The organism is Nocardia speluncae NBRC 108251 (assembly GCF_001613245.1).
Lineage (GTDB): Bacteria > Actinomycetota > Actinomycetes > Mycobacteriales > Mycobacteriaceae > Nocardia > Nocardia speluncae.
The window spans coordinates 25471-41247 of sequence record NZ_BDBZ01000044.1; the positions used below are offsets into that span (position 1 = coordinate 25471).

Annotated in this window: 11 protein-coding genes and 1 pseudogene; 7 read left to right on the forward strand and 5 right to left on the reverse strand. The window is 68.4% G+C overall.

What is annotated here, in order from left to right:
- Positions 1 to 125 precede the first annotated feature (125 nt).
- Positions 126 to 776, forward strand: a complete 651-nt coding sequence (locus NS6_RS30965) for a DUF1707 SHOCT-like domain-containing protein (protein ID WP_157113040.1) — start codon at positions 126 to 128, stop codon at positions 774 to 776.
- A 53-nt stretch (positions 777 to 829) separates the two neighbouring features.
- Here the strand turns inward: NS6_RS30965 and NS6_RS36395 are convergent, their stop codons facing one another.
- The 3 genes from NS6_RS36395 to trmB are packed head-to-tail and all read right to left on the reverse strand — an operon-like array spanning position 830 to position 6178.
- Complete coding sequence (locus NS6_RS36395) at positions 830 to 4633, reverse strand: MMPL family transporter (protein WP_084471568.1); 3804 nt, start codon at positions 4631 to 4633, stop codon at positions 830 to 832.
- Position 4634: 1 nt separating this feature from the next.
- Positions 4635 to 5363 carry an NYN domain-containing protein gene (locus tag NS6_RS30975; protein WP_068049492.1) on the reverse strand — a complete coding sequence of 243 codons (729 nt, stop codon included), beginning with the start codon at positions 5361 to 5363 and terminating at the stop codon, positions 4635 to 4637.
- Positions 5363 to 6178, reverse strand: coding sequence for a tRNA (guanosine(46)-N7)-methyltransferase TrmB (gene trmB / locus NS6_RS30980; protein WP_068049494.1), 816 nt, complete (start codon positions 6176 to 6178; stop codon positions 5363 to 5365). The genes NS6_RS30975 and trmB overlap by 1 nt, the downstream gene beginning before the upstream one ends.
- A gap of 191 nt (positions 6179 to 6369) precedes the next feature.
- Here trmB and NS6_RS30985 point away from each other — a divergent pair, with 191 nt between their 5' ends.
- The 5 genes from NS6_RS30985 (at position 6370) to NS6_RS31005 (ending at position 12506) form a co-directional block, all read left to right on the forward strand.
- Complete coding sequence (locus tag NS6_RS30985; RefSeq protein ID WP_245669583.1) at positions 6370 to 7491, forward strand: tRNA modification GTPase; 1122 nt, start codon at positions 6370 to 6372, stop codon at positions 7489 to 7491.
- Positions 7478 to 9028: a coiled-coil domain-containing protein gene (locus NS6_RS30990; protein ID WP_068049498.1), complete on the forward strand. Its 1551-nt coding sequence runs from the start codon at positions 7478 to 7480 to the stop codon at positions 9026 to 9028. The genes NS6_RS30985 and NS6_RS30990 overlap by 14 nt, the downstream gene beginning before the upstream one ends.
- 243 nt (positions 9029 to 9271) lie before the next feature.
- Positions 9272 to 11104 (forward strand): phosphoenolpyruvate carboxykinase (GTP), encoded by a 1833-nt coding sequence (locus NS6_RS30995; protein WP_068049516.1) that lies wholly within the window; start codon positions 9272 to 9274, stop codon positions 11102 to 11104.
- A gap of 584 nt (positions 11105 to 11688) precedes the next feature.
- Complete coding sequence (locus tag NS6_RS31000; RefSeq protein ID WP_068049501.1) at positions 11689 to 11871, forward strand: hypothetical protein; 183 nt, start codon at positions 11689 to 11691, stop codon at positions 11869 to 11871.
- 320 nt (positions 11872 to 12191) lie between these two features.
- Positions 12192 to 12506: a hypothetical protein gene (locus NS6_RS31005; RefSeq protein ID WP_068049503.1), complete on the forward strand. Its 315-nt coding sequence runs from the start codon at positions 12192 to 12194 to the stop codon at positions 12504 to 12506.
- Here NS6_RS31005 and NS6_RS31010 read toward each other — a convergent pair.
- Positions 12503 to 13399: a class I SAM-dependent methyltransferase gene (locus tag NS6_RS31010; protein WP_245669584.1), complete on the reverse strand. Its 897-nt coding sequence runs from the start codon at positions 13397 to 13399 to the stop codon at positions 12503 to 12505. The genes NS6_RS31005 and NS6_RS31010 overlap by 4 nt on opposite strands.
- Before the next feature lie 250 nt (positions 13400 to 13649).
- Between NS6_RS31010 and NS6_RS31015 the strand changes: the two genes are divergently transcribed.
- Complete coding sequence (locus NS6_RS31015; RefSeq protein WP_068049504.1) at positions 13650 to 14849, forward strand: glycosyltransferase family 4 protein; 1200 nt, start codon at positions 13650 to 13652, stop codon at positions 14847 to 14849.
- Positions 14850 to 14982: 133 nt separating this feature from the next.
- Here NS6_RS31015 and NS6_RS35325 read toward each other — a convergent pair.
- Positions 14983 to 15777 (reverse strand): annotated as a pseudogene (locus NS6_RS35325) (hypothetical protein); the annotation flags it as partial.

The window sequence follows — 15777 nt, forward strand, 5'->3', positions numbered from 1 at the left end:
GATCCGGCGGCGAAGGCCCACCGTATCCGGGAATGCCCTGATGCGGGACCGGGCCGGCGCTGGGTAATCTCGAAACTATGAACGGCCCCGATCCGGTATTCGACGGTGCGGGTCCCGGTAGCCAGGTGGGCAACCGGGACCTGCGTGTTTCCGATGCCGAACGGGATCACGTCGGCGAGTTGCTACAACGTGCGGTGGGTATGGGCATGCTGTCGCTGGGCGAGTTCACCGAACGGATGGATACCGCGCTTGCCGCCAAGACCCGGGGTGAGCTGAATTCCGTGCTCGTCGATCTGCCGGGCGTGCGGTTGATCGGCGAACCCACCGCGTCACAGCCGGGCCCGAGCAAACCCGCACCGCTGCCGCAGCCCGGCGATGCCGCGCGGGCGCCGCTGTCGGGTGTGGTGCAGGGCGGGATCATCCGCCCGCGGATGTCGGGGGTCACTCGCCGTGGCGACTGGCAGGTGGCGTCGGTGTTACGCGTCAACAGCTGGCTCTCCGGCGTAACCCTGGATTTCACCCAGGCGGTGATGACCACCCAGGTGGTGGAGATCCAGGTGGACGACTACGCCAGTTCGCTCACCCTGATTGTGCCGCAGGAGGCGACGGTCGACCTGGACGGTCTGGAACTGATCGGGTCCAGTGTGAACAACAAGGTGCGCAGCGGTCCACCGATCGGTCCGTTGCATCTCCTGGTGCACGGCCGGGTCCGGTTCGGATCCGTTACCGCCAAACAGCCGTTCATGGCTCACTGGCGTCGCCTGCTCGGCCACTGAACTGCGCATGAGATTCGCGGTGTCGCCGTGGCACACGATCTGCGGGGCGGACGCTACTCCGGATCCTCGCGGCGGCGCAGCAATTCGTTCACGCTGACCGAACGCCCTTCGCCGTGGTGCCTGCCTGTCTCCTCGTCGCTGGGCGGCGTCCCGGCCTGCTGCCGGCGCGCCGATCGCAGACCTGCCATCCAGGACTCGATGCTGTTGCGTTCCCGAGGATCCGGATTCTGTTGCGGGCCGGCCGATCCGGCGGATTGTTCGGCGAGGCTGTCCGTCCGCGGCGGGGCCGGCGGGGAGGGCCGTGCCGGCGGTTCCGGATTACGGGACTGCGCGGGCATTTCCGGTGGCAGGCCACGGGGCACGCGGCGAGGCAGTTCCGGCAGGCCGGATTGGGGCGCGGCCGCAGCTCCGCCGCCCGGGTTGGAGATGCGGGGCATCGGGCGCGGTTGCGAGCCTTGGTCAGGTGCGGAACCCGAGTCCGGGTAGCCGGGCCGGCGCTGGTTCTGTATCGGACGCGGTGGGGCCGGCGGCCGGCCGGGACCGGGTTCGGGGTTGGGGTTGGGCCGGGCGCCGGACGGCTGTGGACCACCGGCCGGGCGGGGCGGGGCGGGGGGCCGGGCAGATCCGGCGGGACGGCCGGGTGCACCGGGGAGCCGTAGGGAGCTGTCCTGCCGGGGCGCTGCCGGATCGTTGTTTATCCGCGCCTGCTGCGGTGTCGGGGGTAGCGGCGGGGCGTCCGCGGCGGTCGGGTAGACCGTTCGGCCGGACACCTCGCGGGTCTCGGCGTCCTCGACCGGTTCGGAGGCGAACAGCCCGCGCAGAGTCGGGGTCGCGAAACCGGATCGGCCCGGCTGCGGTCCGGCATTCGGGCGACCGGGCGCACCACTCCCCGGCGGTGTCTGCTGACCTGCCTGGTGTCCCGGCTGGTCCGGGCGGGGTGGATTCTCCGGCCGGCCTGCACCGGGTTGGTTGCCGGGCCGGGGTGGACTCGACTGGTTACCGGGGCGCGCCGAACCGGGCTGGTTGGCGGGACGTGCCGGGCCTGATTGGTTGCCGCCTGAACCACCCGGCCGGCCGGCCCCTGGATCGCGGCCCGGCCCCGGGGGCGCTGGATGCGAATCGTTGCGGTTGCCGGGGCCCGGAGCGCCAGGGGAGCGACCGGGTTCCGGTGCACGGCCGGGGACTGCCCCGGGAACGCCCTGCCGCGGCGCCGCGGAGTCGGTGGCGCCGCGGTCGGGTCCGACGGCTCGCGAACCGCCGGCGGGCGCGGAGGAGGCGTCCGCCGGCGGCCGGGGGCCGTGCGGTGCCGGCGTCCGGGGCCCTTCGGTTGCCGGGCGAGTGTGCCGGCCCGTCGTCGTGGGATTGTCTTCCGATCCGCCGCGACCCGGCTCCCCGTCGGCCGGCGGGGTAGCGCGTGGCCGGGTGGGGTCGGGCGGGGTGGGCATCGATTGTTTCGACGCGGTCGGTGTGGCACCGGCCGGTGCCTCCTTATCGGCACCCTTGCGCGGGCCCTTGGGAACCGCGCTCATATGCGCGGTCGGTGCCGCTGCCTCGATCTCCTCGCGGCTGCGTTTGAGCACCGGCGTCTTACGCTGCGTCTCCGACGCGAGCGCGGGCATCTGCATGGTGACGGGATCGGTGACCGGGGTCGTCTTGACCAGGTCCACCACCTCGCCCGAACCTGGGCGTTCGTCGTCCAGGATCGGCTCGCCGAGGCCGATTTTGCGCTGGATCCGTTTCATCCACGCCGGTGCCCACCAGCAGTCGTCGCCGAGCAGTTTCATGGTCGCGGGGACCAGCAGCATGCGCAGGACGGTCGCGTCGATGATCAGCGCGGCGATCATGCCGTAGGCGATGTACTGCATCATCACCAGATCGGAGAAGGCGAACGCGCCGGTCACCACCAGCAGGATGAGGGCGGCGGCGGTGATGATGCGTCCGGTGTGCGCGGTGCCGATACGTACGGCTTCGGTGGTCGAGGCGCCCTGGGCACGGGCTTCGACCATCCGTGACAGCAGGAACACCTCGTAGTCGGTGGATAGGCCGTAGATGATCGCGATGATCAGCACCAGCACCGGCGACATGATCGGCTGTGGGGTGAAGTTCAGCAGATCCGCACCGTGGCCGTCGACGAATATCCAGGTCAGGATCCCCAGCGTGGAGCCGAGACCGAGCACGCTCATCAATGCCGCCTTGATGGGCAGCACCAACGAGCCGAAGGTCAAGAACATCAGGACCGTCGTGACCAACAGCACCACGGCGATCATCAGGGGGATCCGGTCCACCAGGGTGTCGATACTGTCGCCCTGGAGTGTCGGCTGCCCGCCGACCAGCATCGTCACATCGTCGGGAACGTCGATCGCTCGCAGATACTCCACGGTCGGCCGGTAGTTGTCGGAGTCGAGAAGTGTCGCATCTGTGCGGAACACATTCGGCTGTTCCCGGGATTGCGATGGTACGGCGAAACCGGCGGCATCGGCCAGGCCGGGCGCTTTGTCGGCCTCTTTCAGCAGTTTTCCGATGGAAGAGGTGTTATCGCTGATGAAGATCAGCTGGATCGGGTCGGATTGGCGCAGCGGGAAGGTCTGGTCGAACTCCTCTTGCGCGAGCCGCACATCGTTGTCCGGCGGCAGATACTTCTCGCTCATCCCGCCGAACGCGAGGTTTTTCACCGGAATGATCAGCAGCAACAGTCCGATGCAGATCGGGATGGCGATCTTGAGGGGATGCTGCATGACCCAGGTGGTGGCCCGGCCCCAGAGGCTCGCCTCGACCTCTTCCGCGGATTTGGTCTTGCGCATCTTCTTGAAGCTCAGCATGTCCACCCGTCGCCCCAGCACGCCGAGCATGGCGGGGAGCAGGGTGATGGAGCCGAGTGCGGCCAAGGCGACGGTGGCGATGGTGCCGTAGGCCATCGATTTCAGGAACCCCTGGGGGAACAGCAGGAGTCCGCCGAGGCTGGCGATGATCATGGTCGCGGAGAACACGACCGTCCGCCCGGCGGTCATCACCGAACGCCGGACAGCGGCCGGGGTGTCGTACCCCTCGGCCAGTTCTTCCCGGAATCTACTGACGATGAACAACCCGTAGTCGATGGCGAGGCCCAGGCCGATCATCGAGACCACGGCACCGACGAAAGTGTTCACGTCGGTGACCTGCGCCACCGCGGTGAGGATGCCGTTCGCGGCGATAATGGTCAGACCGCCGATGATCAGCGGGAGCGCGGCGGCAACCACGCCACCGAAGATGAAGAACAGCAGGACGCCGACCGCCGGGATGGCGAGAAGCTCCATCCGCTTCGTATCGTGCGCCATGGTGTCGTTGAGTGTTCCCGCCACCGGTTGCAGGCCGGCGACCTGCACGTCGACCCCGTCGATGAAGAAAGCATCCTGGACGGCGCGGTAGTTGCGGACCATCTCGTCGTCGTTGTTGCCGACGATCGCGACGGAGGCGAAGGTTTTGGTCTTGTCCTTGGAGCCGAAGACCGAAGGCTGGGCCTCACCGGTCTCGGTCTTCCAGTAGGCGCCGTTGACCTTCGCGATCTGGTCGGGGTGTTCGCGCGGCAGCCGGTTGAGACTGTCGACGATCTTGTCCCGGAACGCGGGGTCGGAATCGACGGTTCGGCCCTCGGGCGCGGTGTAGAGCACCAGTACATCGGCGTTGTGATCGCGACCGAAGGCTTCATCGGAGATCTCGGCGGCCTCCACCGACTCCGAATTCGGATCGAACAAACCGCTGGAGGTCAGGTGATCTGCCAGCCCGAGACCGTAGGCACCCAGCCCCAGCATCCCTGCGACAACGACACCGATAACGGCGAAACGCAGACGGTAGACCAGATCGCCCCAGCGGGTGAACACTTTAAGCGACTCCTTGTGCGGGGCGAGAGGTGAGCAGCGCCGACAGCGGCCGGAACGGCTGCAGCCAGGCACCCTCGTCGGGCAACGAGTCGAGGCTTACCCGCGGGAGCGGTTCACGGAACACTCCCGGGATGTCCTCGAGGTCGACGAATTCGAGAGTATCGGATGTTACGGCCCAACTCGCGTGCTCGCGGAAGCCGAGTACCTGAACCGGGATCCCGTCGGCAGCGAGTTGTTCGAGTGGTTCGCGGAATGCCTGCCCGTCTGCCGAGGCCACGATGATTCCGGCCAGGCCGGCGCCGCGGGTGCGTTGCGCGATATGGCCGAGCATATCGGAGTCGACGTCGGAATCTTCGTCGATCTTGGGTTTGGCGAAGACGGCGTAACCGACGTTGCGTAACGCCTCCACCCAGGGTCGCACCACGTCGGCGGTGCCGGGGGCGATATTGGTGAACACCGTCGCTTCGGGCTCCACCCGTTGTTTCTCACCGGCGGACAACTCGGTGGTACGGGCGAGCAGCCAGCGGCCCAGCGCGTCGAACCTCGGGCGGTAGGCGGCGGTGGGACGGCCACCGAGAATCGCGCCCAGACCCATGTCCAGGTTGGGTGCGTCCCAGACCAGCAGCACGCGCCGGAGTCTGTCCGGATCAGGCCCGGTGCCCTCGGCAGCGGGTTCGTGCAGACTTTCGGCAACCTCGCCGCCGGACGGGGCCATCTCACTGACGCTCATCATTCGATCTTGCCCCATATGAACTCGTTGATCGCACTTCCGGCCCGATGTGCCTTGCTCTCGAACTTGGTGACGGGACGTTCGAACCCGATCGGTGCCGATTCGCGATGCTGGACGCTCACCCCGCCGGTGGCCTCGTTCAAGCCGACGAGCAGGGGTTCTGCCGCGCCGACCGCCGCAATGTGCTCGGCGTAATCGGCGTGGTCGGTCGCCACGTGCAGTACTCCGCCCGGCCGCAGCCGGTCGGCGATGAGGGCGACGGTCGCCGGCTGCAACAGCCGGCGTTTGTGGTGGCGCGCCTTCGGCCACGGGTCCGGGAAGAACACCCGCGCCCCGGTCAGCGATCCGGGAGCAATCATGTTCTCCAGCACATCTACCGCATCGCCGCGCAGCAGCCGGATATTACCGATTTCGTCGCGTTCGATCCGCTGGACGAGCTGCGCCAAGCCCGGCCGGTAGACCTCGATACCGATCAGGTTGAGCTGCGGTTCGGCCTGTGCCATCTCGGCGGTCGCGGTGCCGGTTCCGCAGCCGATCTCGATGACCAGCGGCGCCGGACGCCCGAACCAGGCGTCGGCGTCGAGCGGTTCGTCGGCCACTTCGCGGCCGATCAACGGCCAGGTGTGATCCCAGGATTGCTGCTGGTTGGGGGTGAGCGCGCCGCGCCGGGACCGGAAACTGGTGACCCGCGGGTAGAGCCGCGATCCGGTGCGCGGTCGCGCTCGGGACCCGGTCCCGTCCGTCGTGCTGGACGATACGGGCGAAGTCGGGTCGGCGGGGCGGACGGCGTCGTTCACGTCCCTATTGTCCAACATGGTCCGGGATCGTCCGAACCGGACCGAGCGCGGCGCTACTCGCGGGTAGTCGACGCTTTCCTGCGCGCCCGGATCCTGTCCACGCCGGATCGGTGACTCGCAGTGCCGTCCCGGGGATGCTGTCGGCCCACGCCCAGCGCGCTGTGGGCGCTCTTCTGACAGAATGCGCACCGGAACAGGGGGTGTGAACGGTGACAGTCGAAAGATCGGACAGGTACATGCGGGAGGCGGGGGCAGCGGATCCGCTCGAGCGGATGATCTCGACATTGCGAATGGGCGATGGCGTGGACACCGGTGTCGCGAACGGGATCGAGGCGGCGGTCCAGCGCTGGCGGTCGCTACCGCGGGCGCAGGTGGCGGGTCGCGCCCGGTCGGGGCGCACCACGGTGGCCGAGGCGCTGGGGTTACAGCACGGCGCAGAGACCGCGCCGGTCGACGAACCCGGTTTCCCGGACCCTGTGCTCGACGCCGACATCATCGTCTATGTCCTGGGCAGTGCCCCATCGCCGGGAGACCGGCAGATTCTGGGATCGCTACCGCCGGAGCGCACGCTCGTGGTCGTCAACAAATCCGACGCGATAGGCACCGGCTGGGCCGATGCGGTGGCGGCCGCGGAACAGTTTTCCCGGGCGTTCGGGCTGCCGGCCTTCCCGATCGTCGGAAGCCTGGCCGCGCGAACGGTCGCGGGTGCGCTGCGCGAGACCGACCTGGCGCTGCTGCGCCGGCACGCCGGTAACCGTTCCCTGTCGGCCGTATCCGCCGAGGCGTTCGTCTCCCCGGCCGCGGGCCCCGATACCGATGAGCGGGCGGACCTGCTCGAACGCTGGGATCTGTACGGGGCCGCCTGTGCACTGGCAGCGCTCGAACGCGAGCCGGACCTCGCACCGCAGACGGTGCTGCAGATCCTGAACACGGTGAGCGGAATCGAACCCGTGGCCCGGCTGCTCGGGCTGCGCTATCAGCAGGCGATATCCCGGAGAGCCGGGGGGTTGGTCGACGAACTGACCCGGCTGGCGGCGCGAGCTGTCCCGCAGGGCACCAGCCGGGCGCGTGCGCTGATCACCGAATACCTGGATACCGACGAGGCGAGATGGCTGGGCCTGTGCGGCGGGCTGGTCGATCCCGCGGTATCGCATCTGGCGGCCGGCTATCCCCGTTTCGAACCCGAGGACGCCGACGACGCCCTGGCTCGCGCCATCCGGTGGCGGGCGGTCGTCGCCAGCGATCTGTCACCGGCCGCCCGGCGAGCCGCGGTACGCGTACACAACGGCTATGTACGGGTATGGGAACGGATGAGCAGTGTCGGACTCTGACCGGGGGTCGGACACCGACCTCGGTCCGGGAGCCGGCTCGACCGCCGCGGCTCCCGCTTCGCACGGTGCGACGTTCCCCGAACCGGTCGCCGCCGTGGTGCGTCGCTGGAACCCCCAGGGAATGGCGCTGCTCGACACGATGACCGTCGCCGGGAACAGCTCGGAGGTCCGGCTGCTGGGCCCCGATGACGTGAATACCACCCTCCTGCGCGCCGAACTCGCCCGTTTCGAACCCCGGATAGAACTGAGCGCACCGCCGGCCGACTCCGCCGGTGCTGCCTCGGGCTCGGTCACCGTGCTGGTCCTGGATGCCGGTGTCGTGATCGGTGCCACCGAACTCGATCTCGTCCGCCGGCTGAGCACGGCCGGCAGCCGGGTACTGCTGGTACTGAACGGCACCCACGCCCATCTCGACTGGCAGCTGGTCCGCGACCGGAGCGCCGAACTCCTCACCGCCGCCGGGCTGGACTGTGAGATCGTGCCGGTATCCGCCCGGCTGGCGCTCGCCGCGCGGACGGCCGCGGATTCGGCGCTGCTGGACCGGTCCGGCCTCGCCGCGCTGCATGCCCGGCTGACCGCGCTCACCACCGATACCGCCACCGTGGACACCCGCCGCGTCGCCGCGGCCGCGCAGGTGGTGACCCAAACCCTCGACCGGATCGCGCAGGAGGAGGCGCTACTCGCCGCCGGGAGTGAAGCCGAAATGCTGCGTGCCGAACGCGCGCGGCTGCTCGCCGAACGTGACGGCGGGCGGGCGGTCGCGGTATCCACGCTGCGCGCCCAGCTCAACTTGGCGCGGATGGATCTGCTGACCCAGGTGGGGCACCGGGTTCGCGCGCTGCACGCTGAAGCCCGCACCGAACTCGACCGCCTGGACCGTGCGGGGCGGGCCAGTTTCCCGGAGCGGCTGCGCTCCGCGGTGGCTGCGCTGACCGATACGGTCGACCGCGATATCGCTGCCCGGCTCACCGAGTTGCGGGCGCGCGCGGTCGCCGCCGGGCGGCCCGGAGTGCCGGACCAGGTCCCGGGTTACCGGCACGATCCACTGCCCACACTCGGCCCCGATCTGCAACCCCGCGGCCGGGGTGTCGAAGATCACCTCATGATCGTTGTCGGTGCGTCGGCCGGGGTCGGTCTGGGACGCCTGCTCGTCTCGCCGCTGGCGCTGGTGCCCACCCTGGACGCGGCCACGATCCCGGTGACCTTGCTGCTCGGGGCCGGTGCGGCGGCCTGGGTGGTGCGCGCGCGCCGCCAGCTCGCCGACCGCGATCACCTGCGGCAATGGGTCGTGGACGCCGTTGCGAATGTGAAGGCCCAGCTCGAGCAGCGTGCCGTGACGGCCCTGGTGGAGGCCGAAACGGAACTGTCCGACGAAATGGTCCGGTCCGCGGCGGACCGGATGCTGGCCGTGGACCGGCGCGTCGCCGAGCTCGAAACGGCGCTGCGCCGCGCCACCTCCGGACAGCCCGGCCGGCTCGCCGCTTGTGCGCGTGACAGGCGGATACTCGAGCAATGGGCACCGGATTCCGGAAATTAGTTTGTCCACCCCTATTGATAGGCAACCCGCTTCGATAGGGGTCGCAATACCGCGTTAACCTCTAGACAGGAACCTGGGCGTCCGCTTGGTCCTGATACACACCCCCGGAGACCTGGTGGTGGGTACAGCGGGCCGTAGCGGGCGTCTTACCCGCCAATGGTGGCGCTAGGTGTTTTCGCGCTGGTCACGGGCCCGAGGGGCCAGGCGGAAGCAGATATCGCCGCCCATTTCAGGAGAGTTTTCATGACCTCAGCGACCATTCCCGGTCTTCGTGGATCCGACGGCACCGCGCCGACCGAACACAGCGAACTGCTCGCCTGGGTTCAGGAGGTCGCCGAACTGACTCAGCCGGAGCGAGTCGTGTGGGCGGACGGTTCCGACGCCGAATGGGACCGGCTCACCACGGCGCTCGTCGAGGCGGGCACCTTCAAGAAGCTGGACGAGAAGAAGAAGCCGAACTCGTTCCTCGCGTTATCCGACCCGTCGGACGTGGCCCGGGTCGAATCGCGCACCTACATCTGTTCCAAATCCGAATCGGACGCCGGCCCGACCAACAACTGGGTCGACCCCACCGAGATGCGCGCCACCATGACCGAGCTGTACCGGGGCTCGATGAAAGGCCGCACCATGTATGTGGTGCCGTTCTGCATGGGCCCGCTCGGTGCCGAGGACCCCAAACTGGGTGTCGAGATCACCGATTCGGAATATGTCGTGGTCTCCATGCGAGTGATGACCCGCATGGGTCAGGCGGCGCTCGATCTGCTGGGCACAGATCGGCCGTTCGTGAAAGCACTGCATTCGGTGGGCGCGCCGCTGGCCGCGGGCCAGGCCGATGTCCCGTGGCCGTGCAACGACACCAAATACATCACCCACTTCCCCGAGGATCGTGAGATCTGGAGCTACGGCTCCGGCTACGGCGGTAACGCGCTGCTCGGCAAGAAGTGCTACTCGCTGCGTATCGCCTCGGCCATGGCCCACGACGAGGGCTGGCTGGCCGAGCATATGCTCATCCTCAAGCTGATCTCGCCCGAAGACAAGGCGTACTACGTGGCCGCCGCGTTCCCGAGCGCCTGCGGTAAGACCAACCTCGCGATGATCCAGCCGACTGTGCCCGGCTGGCGTGCCGAAACCCTGGGCGACGATATCGCCTGGATGCGGTTCGGCAAGGACGGCCGGCTGTACGCGGTGAACCCGGAGTTCGGTTTCTTCGGCGTCGCCCCGGGCACCAACCGCTCCTCCAACCCGAACGCGATCGAGACGCTGGAAGCCGGTAACACCGTCTACACCAACGTCGCGCACACCGACGACAACGATGTGTGGTGGGAAGGTCTCGAGGGCGAGCCCGATCACCTGATCGACTGGAAGGGCAACGACTGGTACCTGCGGGAAACCGAAACGTTGGCCGCGCACCCGAACTCGCGGTACTGCACCCCGATGTCGCAGTGCCCGACCCTGGCAGCCGAATGGGACGACCCGCAGGGTGTGCCGATTTCGGCGATCCTGTTCGGCGGGCGCCGCAAGACCACGGTCCCGCTGGTCACCGAATCCTTCGACTGGCAGCACGGCGTGTTCATGGGTGCCACCCTGTCTTCCGAGCAGACCGCGGCCGCCGAGGGCAAGGTCGGCACCGTGCGCCGCGACCCGATGGCCATGCTGCCGTTCATGGGCTACCACGTCGGCGACTACATGGCGCACTGGATCAACGTCGGTAAGAACGCCGACGCTGCCAAACTGCCGAAGATCTTCTACGTGAACTGGTTCCGCCGTGGTGACGACGGCCGGTTCCTGTGGCCGGGCTTCGGCGAGAACTCCCGCGTCCTGGAATGGGTTATCGGCCGGATCGAGGGCACGGCCGCGGCCGAGAGCACCCCGATCGGCAACGTGCCGACGGCCGCCCAGCTGGATCTGGCCGGACTGGACGTCGCCCCGGCCGATGTCGATGCGGCGCTGGCGGTGGACGCCGACGAGTGGCGGACGGAGATCCCGCTCATCGAAGAGTGGTTCGAATTCGTCGGTGACAAACTGCCCTCCGGTGTGCGTGACGAATTCGAGGCACTGAAGCAGCGCATTAAGTGACATAGTGGCGCCTCAGGTGTTGCGGTGACCCGCTTTCGAAGGAGAAGATTCCACTGAGGGCGGGGCGCTGTAACTTCGGCGGCGCTCCGCGGCTCGAGGGTGGGGCCCTTTCAACCCGGTTCTTCACTCCTGCGTCCCCCGCTCCGTCGCTCCAGAACCGGGCGGGCCCCACCCGTAGGGTCTGGCAAAGGGGCGGGGGAATCCGGATGGTTCGACACCATCCAGGTTTTGGGTGTTGATGGTTTGTATGCGCTCGGGTTCCGGTTCGGGGCTCTGTTTTGCGTGCGGTTGGGCCGGGGTGCGCTCGGTCGGCGAGGCGTGGAGGGGCGTTGTGAGCTCAGGGGCGGGTCGGCCGGTTCGGGGCCGCGTTCGGGGGGCGGCACAAGGCCAGGGGTTTCTTGTGGGCCGGCAGGTGGGTTCGGCCGGTGCGGCGGCGGGTGGTTTGGGCGTTTTTGCCTTATTCTGGGTGTGTATCGAATCTCATGCTCACGTAATGCTGATTGCCGGACTGTCCTACTCCCCGATCGGCCCGCCCGTCGCACGATCCGTGGCCCAGCCGATCACTCCGCGAGAGGTGGTTGGAAATGGCCGAAGGGCAGCTGTCGCCGCAGTCCGGTGATGATGTTCCGGTGAGCACCCCCTTGCATCGAGCTGCCGGCCGGTTGCAGTCGGCGCTGCCGGCCGGGTGGCAGGTGGAAGTGGTCGGCGCGGCCGACGGGGCGCCGGACAGTGGCCAGATTCTGCGCGCTCTGCCGGTTTCCGAATAGTTTTCTCGCCAGGGCTTTCCGGGGGTTCCGGGATGTTCTGTCGTGGGGGCTATTTCACGTATTCCGGGTTAGCGGCTGTTCGAATGTGGCAGGGTTTGTGCTGCGCGGCAGCCGGACTCGTGTAGCTTTCGGTGCTGGTCCGTGCCTGTTTGTGTGCGCTGCACACTGACCGGCGGCCGGCCGTTCGCCGAATTCTTCCCTCTCGGTTCGTATTTCATCGAACGCACTATTGCGATATGTTGCTGGATCGCGCATGATGTTAGCCAGGTATCAGCTCGCTCCATTCATCGAACCGAAGACCCACAATCGGGAGTGCGTTCATGGCGGTGCAAGTGATCGGCCGGGCGTTGATGTCCAGCGACCAGACCGACCATCAAGCGAAAAGCGTTGGCAGCGGCGGCTGGGTCGTCTCGTTCCTACCGGGACGGACCCTGACCACCGAACAGGCAATGGCTGCTATGCAGGCGGCCGAAGCGGTAGCGGTGGTCGGGGGGTTGGCCGATCTGGTCGGGCTCACGACACTCGAAACCGTGGGGCTGGCCATTCAGGAATCGCCATGGACCCGGGCCGAACCCGTGGTCCGCAACGGCTGGCGCGACCGGATCGGCCGGGGTCGCCCGCAGCTCGCGCTCTAGTCGTGCTGCGGTGGCCCGCTGGGCTTTTCGGCGACCACCACCAGATTGCTGACGAGTAGCTCCCGCAGCCCGGGAATCCGTACCAGCCACCAGGCCCAGCGCGGGTGATAGCGCGGGAACACCGCATGCACGGTCGCGGAGGTGCGCTTCGACCAGCGCACGCCGGCGCGCGCGGGCAGCGCGAACAGTGACACTCCGAAACGGTTTTTCGGCTCCTGTCCGGTCTTCCGGCGGTACCGGTGGGCGGCATACTCGCCACCGAAGTAGTGCCAGGGCCCGGTCTCGTGACCGCCGAACGGCCCCAGCCACACGGTGTAGGACAGCACGATGATCCCGCCGGGTTTGGTCACCCGCACCATTTCGTCGGCCATTCGCCACGGGTCCGGGATATGTTCGGCCACATTCGACGAGAAACAGATATCGACGGCATTGTCACGAAACGGTAGTGCCATCCCGGAGCCGCGCACCGCCGCCGGCACCGTGATATCCGCGGCATGCATCTCGGAGGGATCGGGCTCGACCGGGATATACCAGGCACCGGCCCGGGCGAATTCGTCGGCGAAGTAGCCGGGACCACCGCCCACGTCCAGCACCGTGGTTCCGGCGAGATCACGGCCTGTGAGATCGGCGTGGAAATCACCGAGCAGATGCACGCTGTCGGTGGCGATACCGCCGTAGAAGCGGGCGGGGTCGGTCTGCTCGAATCGGAAACTGCGCAGGAGTGCTACCGAGCGGCCCAGGGTTGCGCGCCGGGCGAACCGGAACCGTTTCCGTGGCCGGCGCGCCACGACCGGTTCCGCCGTTCGGGAGCGGGGAACACCAGCGGTTGCGGGGGCGGGGTCTGCCGCCGCGGGCGGTATCCGGACCATGGAGGATTCCTCGGCGTCGAGCACGATGCCGAGTCTCGCATATTGTGACAGGCCACAGGGTATCCGGCGGCGAGAGGCCGGGCCTCCGGTCACGATTCTTCTGCGCTGTGCCCGGACCGGCGGCCCGACATTGGCAAAAGCATGAGACATGCAGGTGGGGCGACCTGCCGGGGTGAACTGCGCGCTAGGGTATAGCGCGATGCCTTGTCCCGTCCGCGGGACCACTGCAACAGTCCCGTCCCGCGGGACCCGAACCAACCGGAGAAGCCCCGACGTGCGCGAAGTACTCCTACTCTGCTGGCGTGATACCGGGCATCCGCAGGGCGGCGGCAGCGAACGGTACCTGGAACAGGTCGGTGCCCACCTGGCTGCCCTCGGGGTGCGGGTGACCCTGCGGACAGCCCGCTATCCCGGGGCGGCGAAACGTGAGCGGCTGGACGGTATCGATATCAGCCGCGGCGGGGGGCGGTTCACGGTATATCCCCGGGCACTGGCCGCGATCCTGTTCGGACGGCTCGGCCTGGGCCCGCTGAAAGGTGTGCGGCCGGACGCAGTGATCGATACCCAGAACGGCATCCCGTTCTTCGCCCGGCTGGTTTCGGGGGCGCCATCGGTGGTGCTGGTGCATCACGGGCACCGCGAACAGTGGCCGGTCGCCGGCAAGCTGGTGGGGCGGATCGGCTGGTGGATCGAATCGTCGCTGTCGCCGCGGATCCATCGCGACGACCAGTACCTGACGGTTTCGCTGCCCTCCGCCGAAGAGCTGGCGACGCTGGGCGTGGACCGGTCCCGGATCGCTGTCGTCCGCAACGGTGCCGAACCCGTCCCCGCCGGGGTCGCCACCGGAACTGCGGTGGTGCGCACGCCCGAACCGCGGGTGGTGGTGCTGTCGCGGCTCGTGCCGCACAAACAGATCGAGGACGCGCTCACTGCCGTCGCGCGGCTGCGCGGCCGGATCCCCGCCCTGCATCTCGATGTGATCGGCGGTGGCTGGTGGGCGGACAAGCTGAAGGATCAGGCCGCGGCACTCGGAATCGCCGACGCGGTGACCTTCCACGGACATGTCGGCGAACGCCGCAAACACGAATTGCTGTCCCGGGCGTGGGTGCATGTACTGCCGTCCCGCAAGGAAGGCTGGGGGCTGGCGGTGATCGAAGCCGCGCAGCACGGGGTGCCCACGGTCGGCTACCGCTCCTCCCGTGGTCTCACCGATTCCGTCATCGACGGGGTGACCGGACTGCTGGCCGACGACGCCGGCCAGCTGGCGGCCATTGTCGGCGAACTGCTCGACGATGCGTCCGCCCGCACCCTCATGGGCGAGAAAGCCCGTTCCCGGGCCCGGGAATTCTCCTGGGAACATACGGCCGCGGGCGTGTACGAAGTACTGGCGGCGGCCGCCACGGGCCGGCGGATCAGTGGACTGATCTCGCCGGGAGACGACCGCGCGGCGCAGATCACCGAGGTGGGTGCCTGAGCTGCGGGGCGAACGGTTTCCACGCCCGGCACCGGAGCGGTTCGGCGGCGTGTTGCGCCGGTAGCTGCGGGTGGGCGGCGGTCCAGGCACGATAGACCGTTCGGAACCACTCGCTCGGGGCTGGGCGGTGGTCTCAGCCGGGCGTTCGGGGCGCCGCTCTGCGCGAGATATGCGGGAGCAGCGTCGTGAGCAGTGGTGCCATCAAGAGCAGCGCCCACAGGTTATGTGCGCCGATCAGCAGCGCGCGGTGTTGCGGCGCGGGCCGGGGCGCCACGTCCGGAACCTGGTAGAGACGCAGTTCGTCGCTGTCGAACACCCGATTCAGCTGAGCGAGGGTGGTGGCGGATTCGCCCACCGGGCCCGGCGAATCACGCTCGACCAGGACCCAGCCGACACCCAGTTGCGCGAGTTCGGCGGCCTCGCCGCCGGCGAGCAGCAGGTTTTCCACGGTCTGTGCGCGCGCCCCCTCCCCGGTCACAGTCTCGCCACGGACCGGCAGCGCGCCGGTCTGCAGGACATCGCGCGGCAGCGTTCGCGGGGCCGGATCCAGCACCGGCGCCGTACCGGAGTAGGGGAAGCGCCGGAACATCCCGCCGGGTAGAACCGCGATATCACCGGGGCCGTCGATTCGTTCGGCCACCTCGGCCCAGGAGTCCGGGTACTGGACGGCACGTATCTGCCCGCCCACACCCCAGCCCAGGTCGGGTAGGGGCAGCAGGAGTATTCCGATAAGGAGCACGGCCAGGGCAGACGATGCATGCATCGGCGCGGGCCGGTCTGCGGACTGTGCACCCCGGGTCGGTACGGAAACGTTCGCGGCGGCCGCCGGCGCGCCGGTCGGGACCGAGCAGGCGGCCGCGGCGCACAGTGCGTATCCGGGGACGGCGAGGGCTACGAACTTCTGTGTATCGCGGAGCAGCCCGGCGCC